Genomic DNA, 19395 nt, shown 5'->3' with positions numbered 1-19395 from the left:
ATATATGCCGGTTACGGGTACGGTATTAGAAGTTAATGCTGAGCTAAACGATAATCCGGAATTGGTAAACGCTGATCCTTACGGAAAAGGTTGGATGGTAAAAGTATCTTTGGCTGATTTAGCTGAAGTAGAAGATTTATTAACTGCAGAAGCTTACCAGGAACTGGTAGGAGCATAATTATTATATTTTGTACAAAGCACTGAAACAGCAAAAATGGGCCGTTCTATGGACCATAGTAGTTTTAGTGCTTTGTAATATTGAAATTTCCGATTCTGTGGGTGGAAGCGGTTTTTTCTTTAAAGGCTTTGATAAAATGACCCATATGGGTTTTTTCTTTGTCTTATCGGTATTACTCTTCTACGGGAAAATAAGATATCAGCATACCTTCGCTTTCAGAACATTGACCATTTTTAAAATATTGCTCATCAATGCGGCAATTGGAGGCGGAATTGAACTGTTACAATGGAAAGTTTTTACCTACCGATCTGCAGAATGGTGGGATTTTGGCTGCGACATGTTAGGGGCATCCATGGCAGTTTTTAGTTATGTATTGCTTCATAAATTAAATTTCAATGAAACCATGACGAATACACCGCTTACCAAAAACAATTAATGTATCCGGAATCGCTTCATTGCAATTGAAAATAAAATAAAAACAATGAAAACGAAAGTTAGTATCATCTGTGTAATTGTGGCCATATGTTTAAGTGGATGCAGTATTTTTAAAAAGAACTGTAACTGCCCAAAAGTGTACTACAAAACTTATCCTTCACCACAAAAATAATCCCACTTCCGATCGATCTTCCTTTTAGATCTGATCGCCTACTAAAAGCTGTATTTAAAATGTTACCAAGCTTTTAACACACCTTAACAAACCTTTGCGCCTTTCCCTAGTCTGATAGCTTAGTTTTGTATTATAATATCTAATTTTTTGATGAAAAAAAACGTTCAGCGGGCAATATTCATTGTGCTCCTATTTTGTGGATATATTGCCCAGGCTCAAAATACTGGTTCAATAAGCGGTAAAGTAATTAACGCGAAAGATAAAAAGCCAGTCGACTTTGCTACAATAGCAGTTAAGAGCTTAAAAGATTCGAGTGTTGTTGCTTCAGGGCAAACCAATCCGGATGGATCTTTTAGTTTTAAGGGCATTGCGCCAGGTAAATATAGAATCTACTCCGCCTTTTTAGGTTTAAAAACAGCTACTAAAGATATAGAAGTGGCTAAAGCAGCAGTAAATGCGGGCGAAATTGCCATGAGCGACGATGGCGTTGATTTAAAAGATGTTAACGTTACCGCAACCATTCCAATTGTAGTAAAGAAAGACACCATTGAATTTGATGCCAAATCTATCAAGGTACGTGAAAATGCAGTTGTAGAAGATTTATTAAAGAAAGTACCAGGCGTAGAGGTGGCAAAAGATGGAAGTATTAAAGCCCAGGGCGAAACCATTACCAAAGTAAAGGTGGATGGAAAAGAATTTTTTGGAAACGACCCCTTATTGGCTACAAAGAATCTTCCTGCCGATATGGTTGATAAAATTCAGGTAATTGACGAGCTTTCCGAGCAGGCCCAGTTTACTGGTATTGATGATGGAACAAGAAATAAAATCCTGAACATTACAACCAAAAGCGGCATGAAACATGGTTATTTTGGAAACAGTACGGTAGGCTACGGTTCCAATGACCGATATGATGCAAGTTTGAACGTCAACAAGTTTGATGAAGACAGGCAGATTAGTTTTATTGGCCAGTTTAACAACGTGAACAAACAAAACTTTGGTCAGGGCGGTGGTGTAGGCAACGGATTTGGAGGCGGTGGTGGTCGTGGAGGCGGCGGTTTTGGCGGCGGTGGAGGCGGAAGTAGCGCTGGTGGAAATGGTGGTATCACCAATACAAATGCAGCGGGTTTAAACTTTGCAGATACCTATAAAGATGGGACCCAGTTTCAGGCCAGTTACTTCTTTAACAAAGCAACATCCGAACTGYTGCAGAATTCGCACACACAAAATCTTTTAGGTACAGGAACAACCGATATTAATCAAAAATTAGATAATACTACAGATCGGATCAACCATCGTTTCAATTTTATGGTTGATACTAAAATAGACCCTTCGTTATCGATCAAGATTCAACCCAATGTAACCTATACCGAAACTGATGGGAACAGCGTTACAGACTATACCCGAAATTTTATAACTTCATTAACAGAAGGTTTACAACGGAACACGACAACTGCAGCTACGCCTGCGTTTAGCAATAATTTATTAGTAAGAAAAAGTTTTAAACGTAGAGGTCGTACCCTTTCGTTAAACGTTAGTACCAGTATTAATGATAATAATGGTACGAATCTTAACTATAGAGATGAAACGATTACCACTGGTACTTCAAAGAGAGATTCATTAACCAACCAGTTGAATAATACAAGCAGTCATTCGATTAATAATACGACACGATTAGTTTATACTGAGCCCTTAAATAAAACCTTAAGTGTAGAATTTAATTACCAGAATGGGTATTCAAATAGCGATTCGCAAAGAGATGTTCTTAATTACAATCCTTTAACTTTGCAATATGACCTTGTAGACAATACTTTCTCGAATATTTATAATAACCGTACCCTTACCAATGCGGCAGGCGTTAGTTTAACAACAACAGAGAAAAAGTACAACTGGAATATTGGAGTAGCTGCACAGCAAACCAACAGGGTGAACACGAATTTAACTACTGGCTTAAAGCGTACGCAGAATTTTATTAATATTACCCCTTCAGCGCAGTTCAGGTATAACTTTAGCAACCGTAAACGCTTGTTTATTAATTATCGTGGTTCTACCACTCAACCAAGCATTGATCAGATTCAGCCAATTCCTGATAATACAAATTCGCAAACTATTTATGTAGGTAACCCAGCTTTAAAACCTTCTTTTAATAACCAGTTAAGGATTAATTTCAATAACTTTAATATTGAAAACGGTAGATTTTTCTTTGCAGGACTAAATTTGACACAAACTTTCAACAGTATCGGTAATAGTGTTGCACAGCTGCCTAGTGGTATTCAACAGGTGAGTTATGTTAATGTTGATGGTGTTTATGCAGGTAATGCTAATGCAACATGGTCTTTACCTTTAATGGCAGAGCGTAAATTAACCTTAAATATATCAGGTAATGGGGCTTATAACAGGAATGTAAATTACATTGTTCCACAGGGCGGTACCACATCAGTTAAAAACATTACCAATACGTATACCATTTCCAACGGTTATAAACTGGTTACCAACGTTGATAAATTTGATTTAACGGGGGGGATCACCGGTAGCTATACCAATTCATCCTTTTCAGCCCAACAATCTGCCAATACACAGTTTTATACCATTAATCCAAGCTTCGATGTAAGTTATGTATTGCCAGCCAATATCAGGTTAGCCATAGATATTGATTATTTCAGAAATTTTGGTGGTGGCGATCTGTATAACCAGGAATATACTATTCTTAATCCATACATCAGCCGTCAGTTCTTTAAAAACAGAGGTACATTTAAATTCTCTGTTAATGATGCACTTAACCAGAATACAGGAGTAAGCAGAACAGCTACAGGCACATCAATTCAGGATGTTAACTTTAATGTGTTAAAACGCTATTATATGTTGTCATTCACTTATTCGTTAACCCGTATTGGTGGCAGAACAATGAGTGGAGATATGCAGATGCCAGGTCAACGCGGTGGCGGTGGCGGTCAGCGCATAAGAATGTAAAGTATAATGCTTTAAATAATGAGAGTCCTGATGAAAATCGGGACTTTTCTTTTTATGCCCATTTCGTTTCCATATTAAATGTGTGATTGACATTTATGTATTTCAAATGTTACCAAAGTAAAATAAACCTTTGTAAAAGTCGCTAGTCTCTATGCTATAAACCAAACTAACCGAATGAAACAAATTTTTACGCTCCTACTTATTTTATCATCTTTTTATGTTTACGCTCAGAAAACGGGTTCAGTTAGCGGACGGGTTATTCAATCAAAAGATAAAAAACCGATCGATTATGCTTCTTTGGCTGTTAGAAACCTAACAGATTCGAGCATGGTTGGTGCTGTAAGTACCACCGAGGATGGGAAATTTGTTTTCAAAAACTTAAATCCGGGTACTTACAGACTTTATGCTGCATTTTTAGGCTTAAAGAATATCACAAAAGATTTTACAATCGCGGCAGATAAAACAGATGTGGCCTTGGGCGATATTGTTTTAGAAGGTGGTGCGATAGACCTTCAAACGGTTGATATTAAAGCAGAAATTCCGCCAATTGTAGTAAAAAAGGATACGCTCGAGTTTAATGCAAGCTCGTTTAAAGTGGTAGAGAATGCTGTAGTTGAGGATCTGTTAAAGAAATTGCCAGGAGTAGAGGTAGATAAGGCCGGAACAGTAAAAGCCCAGGGCGAAACCATTACAAAAGTTAAGGTAGACGGTAAAGAGTTTTTTGGGAACGATCCTTTATTGGCCACTAAAAATCTTCCGGCCGATATGATCGATAAAATTCAGATTATTGATGAACTGTCAGATCAGGCACAGTTTACCGGAATCGATGATGGTTCGAGAACCAAGATCATTAATATCACCACCAGAAAGGATAAGAAAAACGGTTATTTCGGAAACAGTTCTGGAGGTTATGGTTCTAACGACCGTTACGATGTAAATGCGAACATTAACCATTTTAATCAGGACAAACGCTTAAGCGTAATTGCACAGTTCAACAATGTAAACAAACAAAACTTTGGCGGTGGCTTGGGTGGAGGGAATGGCGGCAGTAATGGTGGCCGGGGCGGAATTACCGATACCAAAGCTGGCGGGTTTAATTTTTCGGATGAATATGCCGATCAAACCGAAATTAGCCTGAGTTATTTCGTTAATAAATCTGATAACCTTATTCTGTCGAACAGTGTAAGGCAAAATTTATTGGGTGATGAAACTACGGTTTTTAAGAACAATCAGGTCAATAATTCCGATCGTTTAAACCACCGCTTAAACTTTATGGTCGATACCAAGATTGATTCGCTAACCTCGCTTCGGATACAGCCAAATTTAAGTTATACCGATAACGAGAGCTTAAACAACAGCACCTATACCCGCGATTTTAATAAGTATATGATTACCGGGTCACAATTGTTAAGAAATCATAATACTGCACCATCCATTAGTAACAACATTTTATTGCGTAAAAAATTTATGCGTAGGGGGAGAACACTTTCATTAAACTTCAGTACCAATATCAACAATAACGATGCTGATAATTACAATACAAATCCTGAAACCAGAAAAGAAAACGGAACTACCACTCAAAAAACGACCGACCAGTTTAACGATCAGGAGAGCGAGTCCATCAACCAGAATACAAGATTGGTATATACCGAGCCCCTGGATAAAACCTTGAGCCTGGAGTTTAATTATCAGAACGGTTATAACCACAATACATCCGATCGTTTTACCTATAATTTCAATCCAGCTACCTTACAATACGATTTATTGGATGAAACCTTTAGCAATGCTTACGAAAATACCATTTTAACCAACTCGGCAGGTTTTAGCTTTAATAAAATGGCGAAAAAATACAATTGGAATGTCGGTGTGGCGGTTCAGAATACTGATCGCACAAATAACAATATCAGTAAGGGATTTGTACTCAAGCAGAACGTTTTCAACTATACGCCCTCGGCCATGTTCAGGTATAATTTTAGCAACAGTAAACGCATGGTGTTTAACTATAGGGGCAGCACAAACCAACCAACCATTCAGCAGTTGCAGCCGATCCGGAACAATACCAACACACAAAGTATCCCCGTTGGTAACCCTGATCTGAAGCCCGAATTCAATAATACCCTTCGCGTAGCCTACAATACGTTTACCGTCGGAAAAAACAGGTCCTTATTCGTCAATTTAAACCTAACCCAAACTTCAAACCGGATTGCGAATAGCAGTAGCTTAATTCAAAGCGGCGAAGACCAGGGAAAACTGGCTATTACTCCGGTGAATGTAAACGGTGTTTACTCGGGGTCTATTTCCTCTTCATTAAGTTTGCCGATTATGGCAGAGAATAAGCTGAACTTTCATATCAATGTTAGTGGTAGTTATGATAGGGATGTAAACTTTACCAATGCTTTAAAAAATATTACCAATAGCTGGTCTATTACCAATGGTTATCGCTTGGTTTCCAATTTAGATAAGCTCGATTTAACAGCTGGTTTAAATGGTTCGATTAACCGTGCAACCTATTCGGTTCAGCCTAATTCTAATACGCGTTATTATACCTTTAGTCCAAATGTGAGTGTAAGTTATTTATTCCCAGGAAATATCCGCTGGGCAATAGATGCCGATTATAACCAGAATACCGGAAGAGGAGAGGGTTTCGATACACATTTTACACTCGTAAATTCTTACATCAGCAAACAGTTCTTTAAAAACAGGGGAACCTTTAAAGCGGCGGTAAACGATTTGCTGAACGAAAACCAGGGCGTAAGCCGTACAGCCAATAACAATACCATTCAGGATGTAAGTTATAATGTACTGCAGCGTTATTTTATGTTTTCGTTTACCTATTCACTTAACCGCATGGGGGGTAAAAACCGCATCAGGGGAGGCGAAGAGGGTGGCAGGAAGCGTGGAGGTAATGGCGGTGGCGGCTTTGGCGGGGGCAGACAGCGGAACTAGATCATTTTAGGGTAAAGCTGTGTAATTTATATCCCACACACGACTATCTTATTTGGAATAAATCTAAAGAAAGGTTAACTTGCGCCAAATTTAGCACATGAAACTGTCGCACCTAAAAGTTGGAGAAAAAGGAACAATTGTAGCTTTTACAGATTTAGATATGTCTGTAAAGTTAATGGAGATGGGCTGCTTGCCGGGTGAGGTGGTAGAAGTAGAGCGTTTTGCTCCTCTGGGCGATCCAATGGCGATCCGTGTTGCTGGTTATCAGCTTTGCTTGCGTAAAAGCGAAGCCGATGTTATCATTATTCAATAAAAAAGCTGGGTTTGGATATTAAAGTTGCGTTAGTTGGTAATCCCAATACAGGTAAATCTACTTTATTTAACCGTTTAACAGGGTTAAATCAAAAAATCGGAAATTTTCCAGGCATTACTGTTGATAAGAAAACAGGTTTTACAAAACTTGCCAATAGTAAAGAAGCCGAAATAATAGATTTACCGGGAACGTATAGTTTATATCCGAAAAGTGYTGATGAAAGCATCGTTTTTCAAGTACTTGCCGATAAAAAAAACAATAGCCATCCTGATGTTATTGTCCTCATTGCCGATGCTTCCAATTTAAAGCGCAATATGCTTTTGTATTCGCAAGTGGCAGATTTAGGCATTCCTATGATTTTGGCCCTGAATATGATCGATCTTTCGGATAAACAAGGGATCGAGATCAATCTGGATAAACTTGCAGCGAAACTGGGCGTCCAGGTGGTTCCCATTTCAGCACGGAATAACATTGGGATTGACAAACTAAAAAAGGCTATTGCCAATACCAATAAAATTGCCACACAGCTCCAGGATGTAGATGTGAATTTTCTGGCTCCTGAAGCTATTAATGCCATAAAATCGAAACTTAATTCTGATAACGATTATTATGCGCTGCAGGTTTTGCACCAACATGAGCATTTAACTTTCTTTACCGAAAAAGAACAGGAAGAAATTGAAAATATAGAGCAGTCACACCATTTTGAGTCTTCAAAAATTCAGGCTGCAGAAACCATTGCCAGGTACAAACACCTCAGTACTATTTTATCTGATGTGGTTGTTGACAATGGTACCGAAAAGAAATTTTCTTTCAGCGATAAATTAGATGCTATTTTAACCCATAAAGTATGGGGATTTGCCATTTTCTTGCTGATTCTTTTTGTTATTTTCAATGCCATATTTGCCTGGTCATCTTATCCAATGGACTGGATTGAGACTGGTTTTGGTTTTATAACGAGTACCGGTCACGAATATTTGCCGGCGGGCATGCTTACCGATCTGTTATTGGATGGTGTTGTTGCCGGGCTAGGCGGCATATTCGTGTTTATCCCACAGATTGCAATCCTTTTTGCCTTTATATCCATTTTGGAAGATACCGGCTACATGGCCCGTGTTACCTTTATGATGGATAAAATTATGAGTAAGGTTGGCCTTAACGGTAAATCGGTGGTGCCGATGATAGGTGGTTTAGCCTGTGCAGTTCCGTCTATTATGGCTGCCAGAAATATCGAAAACTGGAAAGACAGGATGATTACCATCATGGTTACCCCATTGGTAAGCTGTTCGGCAAGGCTTCCGGTGTATATTTTAATCATTTCGTTAATTATTCCTTCTCAAACCGTTTTAGGTGTTTTTAACCTGCAGGGGCTGGCGCTAATGGTGATGTACCTGGTAGGGATTATTGCTGCGGTACTGGTGGCCTGGGTAATGAAATTCATCATCAAAACCAAAGAAAGATCTTATTTTATCATGGAGCTGCCGGTTTATCGCATGCCAAGGTGGAAAAATGTGTTCTACACCATGTACGAGAAATCAAAAACTTTTGTTTTCGAAGCGGGTAAGGTAATCATTGCCATTTCCATCATTCTTTGGGTAATGGCCTCTTTTGGGCCAGGAAGCCGTTTCGAAAGTATCGATAAAAAATACGAATCTGCTCTGGCCGATACTACAAAAAATACAGATCACATTAAAACCCTGGTGGCTACCGAGAAATTGGAAAATTCTTATGTGGGCATTCTTGGCCATTGGATTGAGCCTGCCATCCGCCCTCTGGGTTACGATTGGAAAATTGGTATTGGTTTAATTACCTCCTTTGCTGCCCGCGAAGCTTTTGTAGGTACTATGGCTACGATTTATAGCGTCGATGGCGGTGATGAGGATACAAGCACCATTAGAGAACGCATGTCTGCCTCGGTTAACAGTCGCACCGGTTTGCCTGTATATACTTTTGCTACCGGCATTTCATTAATGCTTTTTTATGCTTTTGCCATGCAATGTATGAGCACAGTAGCTATTGTATACCGCGAAACTAAAGGCTGGAAATGGCCGGTTATCCAATTGGCTTATATGACAGCCATGGCTTACGTTGCTGCGCTTGTTGCTTATCAACTGTTGAAATAGTGTTGTCTTTTTTCGTTTGTCATCCTGAGCGTAGTCGAAGGACTTTTTTATAAATATGATTATTAAGGTTAGGAGAGCAAGGCCTGTATAATTATTTGAGTTTCCTCCCGCTTTCCGTTTTACTTATCCCGATGAAATATCGGGATTGCGTGTTCACTCCAATCGGGTCTAGGTGGCTCGTTAGGTGGTGCTATTTTTGGCTGGGTGCTGTATAAACCTCAGTTCCTAAACCCGGTAGTAGCGGCAGCCCGATTCTTCATCGGCTATAGCGAATAACGGGACTACTGTTCCCGATTAATATTGAATGCTCATTTTCAAATAAAAAATTATATAAAAGCTATTAGGAGCGCAGCGCCTGTAAAACTATCTGGGTTTTTTCCCGCTTTCCGTTTTACTTTGCCTGCGGCTTCGTGTTCACTCCAATCGGGTCTAGGTGGCCAATTGAGTGCTGCTATTAATGGTTTGGGGCCTAGCTACACAAACCTTTGTTTCTAAACCCGGTAGTAGCGGCAGCCCCCTCCCGATTTTACATCGGGATTCATCGGGGCTATAGCGAATAACGGGACTACTGTTCCCAAAATCCCACTCAGCGTTCATTTCCTGATTATTAAGAATGACCAATAGCATTTTACCATATAAGGCATATGAGATCATTTAAGCTTCGTGTTCTTAATGAAATCTTTTTGCTTTAGTCTTTTACCTTTAGTCTTTCTGCTCTACCCCAGTTCAATCTGACGCTTAATGCTCTCTTCTAACGAGATTAAAGTCTCCGTACGCTGAATACCGTTCACGGCCTGTATTTCTTCGTTTAAAACGTGGCGTAAATGATTGGTATCCCTGCAGATAATTTTGGCAAACATACTGTAGGCACCGGTAGTATAATGCAATTCTACCACTTCTTTAATTTTGCTCAATTGTGCAACTGCATCTTTGTACTGGATTCCTTTCTCCAGGTAAATACCCAAAAAGGCACAGATATCATATCCAGCCTTCTGCGGATCAATGATTAAGTGCGAGCCCTTAATAATGCCCATTTCCTGCAGTTTCTTCATCCTAACGTGTATCGTTCCGCCCGAAACAATCAGATCTTTGGCGATTTCTGTATAAGGTTTAGTGGCATCCTGCATCAATTGTTTCAATATATCGATGTCGAGGTTGTCAATTTCTAAATTGGAATTGTCTTTTTTAAGCATATTTTTGAATTATGATAAGCGAATTTACGAATATTTATCAATATTATAAAAATAAAATTAAATGTTTAAAATATTTGCAAGGTATTGGTTGTTCCTTTACATTTGTATCAAGCAATTAACAAAAAGGAAACGTTCTTTCAAAATTGCATAACATAATGTAGGGTGGTGAAAYWGGCAGACACRCCTCCTTGTCTCGGTGGYGGRGAATAATGGGACAAACGCAGTTTATTGGGTTGACCACAAATTAATTTTTTGAACTGTAGCTAACTACCCCTTGAAGGTTCGACTCCTTCCCCAACAGCATTTTTTATGAATAATAAGTTAGTTAATTGAGCAATCCTGGATAGGTTGCTCTTTTTCTTTTTTAGGCTATTTTTTTCATAACTCTCCTATATTTATAGATATATTGTTATATTACCAATCAACTTTTATTCGTTCAATGCCTGTGATGAAGAAACGCGTTTCGATCAAAGATATCGCTAAACAATTAAATATTTCCATTACAACCGTATCGTTTGTAATTAATGGGAAAGCAAGAGAAAAAAATATTAGCGAATCGCTTACCAAAAAAGTTTTAGAACTGGTTGCTGAATTAAATTATCAGCCCAATACCCTTGCAACAAGTTTAAGAACAGGCAAAACAAAAATTATAGGCTTCTTGGTTGATGATATTTCTGAACCTTTTTTCTCGGGTATAGCACGCCGAATTGATGAAATTGCTTCGAGCCTTGGTTATAAGATACTTTTTAGCAGTACCAGAAACGATACCGAAAAGGCAATAGAATTGCTGCAGATTTTTAAAGACAGGCATGTTGATGGCTATATTATGGCCTTGCCTGAAGGTTTGGAAGAAGAAGTTAAAAAATTGATTCAAACAGATGCCCCAGTGGTACTATTCGATCGGTACGTACAGGATGTTAAAACAGATTATGTAATAATCGATAATCTAAGCAGTACCTACGAAGCTACCGAGCACCTCATTAAGAATAATTATAAAAAAATAGGTTTTGTAACCATTGATACTTTACAGCAGCAGATGGTAGACCGCTTGGCGGGTTACGAAAGTGCTGTAAAAAAATATAACTTGCCGGCAATTGTAAAGAAGATTAAATATGTAAACTCTGCCGAATCAATTGAGGAGATGATAAAGTTTTTTAAAGCAGAGAAACAGCTGGATGCGGTAGTTTTTGCTGCCAACTATATTTGTTTAGACGGTTTAAGAACTTTTAGAAAACTAGGTATTCAGATCCACAAGGATATGGCTGTTGTTTCTTTTGATGATTTCGAAATTCTGGAGTTTTGCGAGCCTCCGGTTACGGCTATTGCACAACCTCTTGAGGCGATTGCAGAAAACGTGATGAAAATTTTATTGAACAAGCTTAAGAAAGCAGGAAAGCCTGTCGAAAACATGCAGGTGTCGTTACCCACTATCTTAAACGTTAGGGGCTCAAGCGCAAAGCAATAAAAAAAGGGAATAGATCTTAGTCCATTCCCTTTCTGATTGTATTTTATACAGATTAAACTGTCATTACATCTTTTTCTTTAGCTTCGGCGTGTTTGTCAACCTTGATGATATAAGCATCGGTTAATTTTTGCACTTCGCCTTCACCTGTTTTAATCTCGTCATCAGAAACACCTTCGCCTTTCAGTTTTTGAATTTTGGTATTGGCATCTTTACGGATGTTACGAACGGTAATGCGGCCTCTTTCGGCTTCTTCCTTTACTTTTTTCACCAAGTCTTTTCTACGCTCTTCTGTTAAAGGCGGCACAACCAGGCGGATAACAATGCCATCATTTTGTGGATTGATACCAATATTGGCTACCTGAATAGCTTTTTCAATCGCGGTTAAAAGTGATTTTTCCCAAGGTTGGATTACGATTGTTCTGGCATCAGGCGTATTAATACTGGCTACTTGTGATAATGCTGTAGCTGCGCCATAATAATCCACGAAAATACCATCCAACATTCCAGCTGATGCTTTACCAGCTCTGATTTTAGTTAATTCAGATTCACAATGATCGATGGCTCTATCCATTGCAGATTGAGCATCCATTAATTGTAATTGTATGAGGTCGTTCATAATTGTGTGTATTTCTACAAAAATAATAATTTTTATTCCTTATTTAACCAGGGTTCCAATAGGTTCGCCATTGGCGATTTTCATGAAATTGCCATGTTTGTTCATATCAAACACAATAATCGGCACTTGGTTTTCTTCGCAAAGAGTAAATGCGGTCATATCCATTACATTAAGCCCCTTATCGTAAACTTCCCTAAAAGAAATTTCATCATATTTAGTGGCCAGCGGATCTTTTTCAGGATCGGCCGTATAAATCCCATCAACACGTGTTCCTTTTAGAACAACATCAGCTTTGATTTCGATAGCACGCAAAGCTGCTGCAGAATCGGTTGTGAAGTATGGATTTCCCGTTCCTGCACCAAAAATAACCACACGGCMTTTTTCTAAATGGCGAACAGCTCTTCTGCGGATAAATGGCTCACAGATCTGCTCCATTTTAATTGCAGTAAGTAACCGTGTTTTAATACCCACTTTTTCTAACGCATCTTGCAAGGCCATAGAGTTGATAACTGTTGCCAACATGCCCATATAATCGGCCTGTGCTCTGTCCATCCCACTTTTTTCGGCGCTTAAACCTCTAAAAATATTCCCCCCTCCAATTACGATTGCGATTTCTAAACCTTTATCGTGTACGGCTTTGATATCTTCTGCGTATTGTTTAACGCGTTCATTATCAATTCCATATTGTTTGTCGCCCATTAGCGATTCTCCGCTAAGCTTTAATAGGATGCGTTTGTATTTCATGACCTCAAAAATATTAACATTTTTTTAATACCAAGCTATGCTTTTTAATAATTGATGTAAATATTTAAATAGAAATACTGATTTAAAGAAAAAGGAACAATATCCTGAGATATTGCTCCTCTTATCATATTACTTTTATTACAGATGGCGAGCCATAATAATCTGTTTAACGTTAGTTAAAGATGTAACGGACACCAAACTGTGCCTGCCAGCGCGAAATCTGATCGGTAATATTTTTATACGTTGTAGTGTATGGAGTTAAATTTGCTTTGTCTTGATATGGAAAAGAATAAGTAGGTTTTCCTGATACAGCATCTAAACCTTTATATGCCAATAGCACGGCCGTATTGTATGTAGATAATGGAATATTTGGTGTTTGATACAAACCCCAATCACTATTTAGCATATTGCCCAGGTTAATAATATCTAATGTAAACTGAAGTGTATTTCTTTTTCCTTTAGGGCCAACAAAGAAATCCTGTGCGATGTGAAGATCGGCTCTTTTGAAATAAGACATGATGGCGCCGTTTCTTTTTGCAAATTCACCTCTGTGTTTGCTCAGGTAACTATCTTGGCTAATGTAGGCGTTTAACTGGTTCCAGATCTGTGCCGGTGTGCGGGTATCGCCAACAAAATCGGGAACCAAAGTAATGTCGCCTTGGTTTTGTGGGATGTAAAGCAGATCATTTGCTCCACCATCATTGTTAATGTCGCCAGATGAAACATAACTAAATGCACCATTATTGGCTGATTCGAAAATTAAACCGATTGTGGTTGCTGCATGTTTAAAATATTCTCTTTTGTAGCTTAATGATGCAATGACTCTATTTGGTTGGATGAAATTGGTGTTGGCTAAAACATCCGAGTTTGCATCTCCTGCAATGGCTCTTTGCGACCAAATTGAGCTTGCAGTAGAACCGCCATCATTAACAGATCGCGATTGACTATAAGTATAGGCCGCACTTGCATTAAATCCGTTTAAAAAAGATTTTTGTAGTTGGCCCGTGATGAAATACGAATAACCTTTTTTGGTATTCTGCATGTAAATAAACGGCGATATAGAAGGGTTTGCCGCAGTTGTACCAGTTTGTGTAGATTTTGCGGTATAACGTTGTTGTCCTTCAATACCTGGAAGTGTGATCAAACCTGTAGAATTATTAGGCAATGCTGCATTTGAGAAATTTACAGCATTGATATCTTTGGTATATGAGGCCTCTATGGTTGCAATGATACCCATTGGCAACTTCTGATCAACAGCAACGTTGGTTCTCCAGATTTGAGGGTATTTGAAATCTTTAGAAGTTGCGTCTACTTCATACGAAGTATTGGCATTAACTGTACCTGGAGCAGGGCGGTTTGCATTTACATTCGGATTAAAAATCAATCGGGGATCTCCAACGGTTGAAACAGTACTTGAGCTGAATAGTGTCCCGGTGTTAGAGGCCTGGTTAGAGATCCAAACATAAGGCACCTGACCAGTAAAAATCCCTGTACCGCCTCGCAACTGTGTTGTTTTATCGCCAAAAATATCATAATTGAAACCTACACGTGGAGAGAACAATAATTTTTTGTTTGGGAATTTTGAAATATCTACCTGCAAACCGTTTTGAAAGGTTAGTGCCGCCAAATTTGGATTTGGATCTAACTTGGTAGGGAAATAGGTATAATCTGCCCGTATACCGTAAGTTAATTTGAAATTATCGCTTACCTGATATTTATCCTGTGCGTATAAACTCAGGTTATAAGACGACATTTTTGCGAATGGAAATGCACCATCCGCCAATGCAGAATTACGGTAAGAATAACTTACAGCTGGTGCATTGTTCATAAAATCGTCGGCAGTTTTGAAATAATACAGACCATTATAGTTTGGTGCAAAACCATTTAAAAATTTATTCAACTGGTTACTAGTCCCAATGGTGATTTCGTGTTTACCAGCATAGATCGAGAAATCATCAGAAAACTGATAAATGTCGGAGTTTAATAAGTTGTTTGCTGTAAAAACTTCGTAGCCGAAACTCGTTAAAATGCCTCCGTTTCCGTTACCAATATCAACCATTGGTAGTTCAGCGCCATTTGAAGCCCGAAAATCTCTCAAGGCAGAATAACCAAGCGTTAATTTGTTCGACATGCTGTTCCCAATCCTGGTGTTTAACTCTACGATACCAATGTTAAAGTTATTGTTTATGGTGTAACTCGATCCAAAGTAAGGCATAGAGGTTGAAGAAGGCGAACGGCTACCATTTAAGCCCGCCGGAATACCCGAACCGCTGGCTACCACCTGTCTGTTCGATTTTAAGTAGAAATATTTCGCACTTAAAGTATTGTTAGCATTGATGTTCCAATCTATCTTCGCGGTTATTTTATCACTTTTCGTCTCGTATGGATAATTCTCGTATGGACCTGTGGCATAATTGTACTTGCTCATTAAATAGTTCGATAGCTTATCTAAGGTTGCCGCATCTGCTGCGGAAACATTGGCTCCTGATAAAGCTGGTCTTGAAGCTACAAAGGAGGTAGCAGGCGTGCTGATCCGCTCTTGTTCGCCCGAAACAAAGAAAAATAATTTGTCTTTAATGATCGGCCCACCAATATTTAAACCACGTTGATTATACTTGAAGTCTACAACTGGTATTTTTGTAACCCCCGCTGAGTAGCCTGTTAAATCGGTCCCTCTCGTATAGTAATAGGCCGAACCCTTAAAGTTATTTGTTCCCGATTTTACAATGGTATTGATGCCCGCACCGGTAAAAGATCCCTGACGAACATCGTAGGGTGCAATATCTACCTGAATTTGTTCAATCGCATCTAGTGATATCGGCTGAGAGTTCGCCTGTCCACCTAAACTACCAGATAGTCCGAACGAGTTGTTAAACAGGGCTCCATCCACAGTTAGGTTGTTATAAGAACCGCTTCTGCCACCAAAACTTAAACCGCCAACAGTAGTAGAATTGGCTGATGGGGTTAGTTTGGTAAAATCGGATAATGAACGGCTAATCGTTGGCAAATTATCAATCTGCTGCCGGGTTATGGTTTCCCTTGCCCCCGTTCTGGATGAGTTGATCACTTTATCCTGCGTTCCCTTTACTACAACATCGGCTAAGTTTTGCGATGTTTCGGTTAATGAAGCATCAACCCTTAAATCTTCTCCGATAGTTGTGCTCAGATTTTCTTTAACCAGTTCGTTGTAGCCGATATAGCTTATTTTAATGGTGTATGGCCCACCTACACGTACGTTCGGTAAGTTGTACCGCCCATCGGCCCTGGTAATTGTTGCGTATTTTGTACCTGAAGGAATATGCACAGCGGTAACTGTTGCACCGGGAATTACCCCCTTTTGATCTTTAACTGTACCAATAAATGATGCAGTTGTAACCCCCTGAGCAAAACCACCAATGGTTATTGCAAGCATAAATGTGAATAATAGTAGTAGTTTTTTCATTAGTTTATGTTTTTTTGTTAGTGATAAAGCAATTATAATCTGTTATTGCCCTATGGCTCTTAAAATTATGATGTTTTATTCACTTTTTTACAAAAATACACGCACTTAATACTGCTAATGTTCTATTTAAATTAATTAATTGTTAAGTACTTGCCCTGTTCGGGGAAAATCAGTGTTAAATCTTTCGATTTCTCTGAAATCAGTTGCTTTTTTACTTTTTTGGCAGTTTTCTGTGGCGGTTTAGTGTGTGTTACAATAAAAGATATTTTTTTAAAAGCTTTTGAATCAGTTAAACTTTCGAGTTTTGATAATTCACTATAAAAAAGCTTTGGTGTAAGGTGTCCGAATAATTGTTTATCAGGCTGTTCATTGGGGAAAGAAACCTCCAGGAAAATTGCTTTTAACTGTCCTGCATTAATAATCGGCGCTATGGTTTGCCATAAGCTGGCGAGTTTGTCCGATTTTTCAATTTCATCTGCGCCGGTATCTCCAAGGTACAATACATAACTATCATTGTGACTGATCAAAAAAGCAGTGCTTTTATATGGTTTTCCATGGCTTAGTTCAAAAGCCCTTACTTTCATTTCCGTTCCATCAAGCAGATAAGTTTCACCTTCATTAAGAGGTGAGTAGGTGTACTTTTTTAATTGTGGTTTCTCGCCTTCATTTGCGAAATTGGCCCAGGCATCCCATGTAAAGTATTTATCCCTCAAAATATTCAGCACCGAAGGTATTCCGTAGATGCTTTTGGATGTATCGGCCGGAGAGTTGATAATCAAACCTGCTACATGATCTAAATGGGCATGTGAGATCAAATATCCCTTAATCTGTTTTCGCTGAATCTCTTCGCTTATTCCTCTTAATGATTTATATTCAATGGCCTTTTGAATACCGGCATTTATGGTGCCTGCATCTAAACAAACATAATTTGCGCTACCTTTTGGAGCAATCATATAAGAGGATAAATTGCTCTCATCATCTCCGCCCTTCACTCCGAGGGGTATTATTGTAAAAGCAGTACCTATTTCTTGTCCCCAAGAATTACTGGTATAAACTGACAAGAATATTATCGCTGCGAGGATTTTTTTGAACATGTTAAATTAATTATATCGTTTCGCCTTTAAATATGACCTCTTTTAAATTCAGGTCATCATCAAGTACCAATAAGTTTGCCTGATGCCCGGTTTCTATCGTTGCAGTAAGATTTTCGATGCCGATCAATTGGGCAGGGTAGCGCGTTCCCATTTTAACCGCATCATTTAAGCTGATGTCACAATGTAATACACAATTTTTAACAGCTTCTAACATCGTGAGCGATGAGCCGGAAAGTGTACCATCAGGCATAACATATTTATTGCCTTTTTGAACATGCTGATACGGCCCTGTTGAACAAGCAGTAACCGCATCGGTGATGAGGAACAAACGTTCTTTTAAAAGTTTTTGGGCAAACTTAACTACTTCGAAATCCAGGTGCTGACCATCGGCAATAATGCTGGCCATAGCTTTGTCGTGGCTAAAAACAGCGGTTGGGATACCCGGTTCGCGGTGATGGATAGGACTCATGGCATTAAAAAGGTGTGTAGTGGTCTGGATGCCTTTGTTATAAGCAGTTATTGCCTCATCGAAGGTTGCATTACTATGCCCTAAAGAAACCACGACACCATGGTCTAGTAAGTATTGGATCACTTCATCATCTTGAATTTCCGGCGCTATCGTCATCATTTTAATTACGCCATCACCAAAATCAATTAATTTCTTAATTTCATCTAACGAGGCCTTTCGTACAAAGGCCGGAACATGGGCACCTAAGCGTTTTGGATTTAAAAATGGCCCTTCTAAATGTAGCCCCAAGAAATTTTTTGCAGCTATACGGTGTTCTTTAGCTGCTTTGATACATTCATCAAAAACTTCAGGAGAATTTGTTGCCATACAAGCTAAAAAGCCTGTAGTGCCTTTTTTAAGCAGCTCATTTTCCATGATGCTTAATGATTCGCTGCTTGGCTCGGCTGAAAATAACCTGTCGCCGGCACCATAAATCTGTAAATCTATAAAACCTGGTACAACGAGCGAATGGCTGGTTTCTTTGTTGTCGCTTGCCTTAATATTGGAAATTAGAGCGCCATTAATCATGATGTTCTGACTCTTTTTTAAATCGTTGCCCTTAAAATAGGAGGTATTGGAAATTACTTTAGGCATATCAAACGTTTGAGTAAATTTAATCTTACACGGTCAAAGTTAAATATTGTAGCTATATATTTGGGTAATAAGATAAAATAACCAAATGAATGAAAATCAGTCTAATAGAAGAGGTTTTTTAAAGGCCGGACTAACTTTAGGTGCTGCTACTTTGGCAGCACCAGCAATGGCGATTGCAGATGTATCCGCTGAGGAAGAGGGTTTTAAAATTGCAGTAGGCCCTTATCTCCAAACCAATTTCAATAACTCGATGACCATTCTTTGGTTAACCAATAAAAATGCTGCAGGCTGGGTAGAATTTGGAGAACAGGCAGATCAGCTTGGCCAAAAAGCATATGGAAAGGCCGAATTGGGTTTAATGCAGGCTAATAGCAAGTTAAATGCCGTAACGCTCAAAAATTTAAAACCAGGAACAAAATATTATTATAAAATTGTTTCGAAAGAAATTAAAGATTTCCAGCCTTACAAATTAACCTACGGTGTAACGGTAAGCAGTGCTGTTGAAGAATTTGTGAATGCAGACCGAGCGAAAGACGGGGTTTCGTTCTTAATGATGAATGATACGCACGATCGCCCGGAATCAATCCCTCATTTGTTGGGGCTTGTTC

At 38.8% G+C, this 19395-nt stretch carries 15 protein-coding genes; 9 read left to right on the top strand and 6 right to left on the bottom strand.

Features of this window, described 5'->3' with window-relative positions; translation table 11 throughout:
- Positions 1–4: 4 nt before the first annotated feature.
- The 7 genes from AC1DPQ_RS01560 (at position 5) to feoB (ending at position 9131) form a co-directional block, all read left to right on the top strand.
- Positions 5–178, top strand: coding sequence for a glycine cleavage system protein H (locus AC1DPQ_RS01560; protein ID WP_477607652.1), 174 nt, complete (start codon positions 5–7; stop codon positions 176–178).
- Positions 179–188: 10 nt separating this feature from the next.
- The gene (locus AC1DPQ_RS01555) at positions 189–614 is read left to right on the top strand and encodes a VanZ family protein (RefSeq protein WP_477582292.1); all 426 of its coding nucleotides are present in this window, start codon (positions 189–191) and stop codon (positions 612–614) included.
- Positions 615–659: 45 nt separating this feature from the next.
- Positions 660–785 (top strand): hypothetical protein, encoded by a 126-nt coding sequence (locus tag AC1DPQ_RS01550; protein WP_256449931.1) that lies wholly within the window; start codon positions 660–662, stop codon positions 783–785.
- Between the two features lie 150 nt (positions 786–935).
- Entirely contained in the window at positions 936–3752 is a 2817-nt protein-coding gene (locus AC1DPQ_RS01545; RefSeq protein ID WP_477582290.1) for an outer membrane beta-barrel protein, read from the top strand.
- A 174-nt stretch (positions 3753–3926) separates the two neighbouring features.
- Positions 3927–6698 carry an outer membrane beta-barrel protein gene (locus AC1DPQ_RS01540; RefSeq protein ID WP_477607650.1) on the top strand — a complete coding sequence of 924 codons (2772 nt, stop codon included), beginning with the start codon at positions 3927–3929 and terminating at the stop codon, positions 6696–6698.
- A gap of 97 nt (positions 6699–6795) precedes the next feature.
- The gene (locus AC1DPQ_RS01535) at positions 6796–7011 is read left to right on the top strand and encodes a FeoA family protein (RefSeq protein ID WP_055913318.1); all 216 of its coding nucleotides are present in this window, start codon (positions 6796–6798) and stop codon (positions 7009–7011) included.
- Between the two features lie 11 nt (positions 7012–7022).
- On the top strand, positions 7023–9131 hold the full coding sequence (feoB, locus tag AC1DPQ_RS01530) for a ferrous iron transport protein B (RefSeq protein WP_477607648.1): 2109 nt from the start codon (positions 7023–7025) through the stop codon (positions 9129–9131).
- A gap of 716 nt (positions 9132–9847) precedes the next feature.
- Here feoB and AC1DPQ_RS01525 read toward each other — a convergent pair.
- Positions 9848–10324 (bottom strand): Lrp/AsnC ligand binding domain-containing protein, encoded by a 477-nt coding sequence (locus tag AC1DPQ_RS01525; RefSeq protein ID WP_025145395.1) that lies wholly within the window; start codon positions 10322–10324, stop codon positions 9848–9850.
- Positions 10325–10772: 448 nt separating this feature from the next.
- On the opposite strand from AC1DPQ_RS01525, the gene AC1DPQ_RS01520 reads away from it, so the two are divergent.
- Positions 10773–11789, top strand: coding sequence for a LacI family DNA-binding transcriptional regulator (locus AC1DPQ_RS01520; RefSeq protein ID WP_477581580.1), 1017 nt, complete (start codon positions 10773–10775; stop codon positions 11787–11789).
- A gap of 52 nt (positions 11790–11841) precedes the next feature.
- Here AC1DPQ_RS01520 and frr read toward each other — a convergent pair whose 3' ends face one another.
- The 5 genes from frr to nagA form a co-directional block, all read right to left on the bottom strand.
- Positions 11842–12405 carry a ribosome recycling factor gene (gene frr, locus AC1DPQ_RS01515; RefSeq protein WP_029279059.1) on the bottom strand — a complete coding sequence of 188 codons (564 nt, stop codon included), beginning with the start codon at positions 12403–12405 and terminating at the stop codon, positions 11842–11844.
- A gap of 39 nt (positions 12406–12444) precedes the next feature.
- Positions 12445–13149, bottom strand: a complete 705-nt coding sequence (pyrH, locus tag AC1DPQ_RS01510) for a UMP kinase (protein ID WP_477607646.1) — start codon at positions 13147–13149, stop codon at positions 12445–12447.
- 172 nt (positions 13150–13321) lie between these two features.
- The gene (locus AC1DPQ_RS01505; RefSeq protein ID WP_477581579.1) at positions 13322–16591 is read right to left on the bottom strand and encodes a TonB-dependent receptor; all 3270 of its coding nucleotides are present in this window, start codon (positions 16589–16591) and stop codon (positions 13322–13324) included.
- Between the two features lie 131 nt (positions 16592–16722).
- The gene (locus tag AC1DPQ_RS01500; protein WP_477581577.1) at positions 16723–17685 is read right to left on the bottom strand and encodes an MBL fold metallo-hydrolase; all 963 of its coding nucleotides are present in this window, start codon (positions 17683–17685) and stop codon (positions 16723–16725) included.
- Between the two features lie 10 nt (positions 17686–17695).
- A complete protein-coding gene (nagA, locus tag AC1DPQ_RS01495; RefSeq protein WP_477607644.1) occupies positions 17696–18787 on the bottom strand; it encodes an N-acetylglucosamine-6-phosphate deacetylase in 1092 nt (363 codons plus the stop codon).
- Between the two features lie 85 nt (positions 18788–18872).
- Between nagA and AC1DPQ_RS01490 the strand changes: the two genes are divergently transcribed.
- A partial coding sequence (locus tag AC1DPQ_RS01490; protein WP_477607642.1) for a fibronectin type III domain-containing protein occupies positions 18873–19395 on the top strand: 523 nt, incomplete at its 3' end.

Source organism: Pedobacter sp. 01T416_2 (genome assembly GCF_056398925.1).
Note: the sequence above shows the minus strand (reverse complement) of the source record. Positions and strands in the feature narration are given on the sequence as shown.

Coding starts and splice junctions, on each gene's coding strand:
- frr (WP_029279059.1), bottom strand. CDS start 12,405: ATGAACGACCTCATACAATTACAATTAATGGATGCTCAATCTGCAATG.
- nagA (WP_477607644.1), bottom strand. CDS start 18,787: ATGCCTAAAGTAATTTCCAATACCTCCTATTTTAAGGGCAACGATTTA.
- AC1DPQ_RS01525 (WP_025145395.1), bottom strand. CDS start 10,324: ATGCTTAAAAAAGACAATTCCAATTTAGAAATTGACAACCTCGACATC.
- AC1DPQ_RS01535 (WP_055913318.1), top strand. CDS start 6,796: ATGAAACTGTCGCACCTAAAAGTTGGAGAAAAAGGAACAATTGTAGCT.
- AC1DPQ_RS01550 (WP_256449931.1), top strand. CDS start 660: ATGAAAACGAAAGTTAGTATCATCTGTGTAATTGTGGCCATATGTTTA.
- AC1DPQ_RS01500 (WP_477581577.1), bottom strand. CDS start 17,685: ATGTTCAAAAAAATCCTCGCAGCGATAATATTCTTGTCAGTTTATACC.
- AC1DPQ_RS01540 (WP_477607650.1), top strand. CDS start 3,927: ATGAAACAAATTTTTACGCTCCTACTTATTTTATCATCTTTTTATGTT.
- AC1DPQ_RS01520 (WP_477581580.1), top strand. CDS start 10,773: ATGAAGAAACGCGTTTCGATCAAAGATATCGCTAAACAATTAAATATT.
- AC1DPQ_RS01505 (WP_477581579.1), bottom strand. CDS start 16,591: ATGAAAAAACTACTACTATTATTCACATTTATGCTTGCAATAACCATT.
- AC1DPQ_RS01560 (WP_477607652.1), top strand. CDS start 5: ATGCCGGTTACGGGTACGGTATTAGAAGTTAATGCTGAGCTAAACGAT.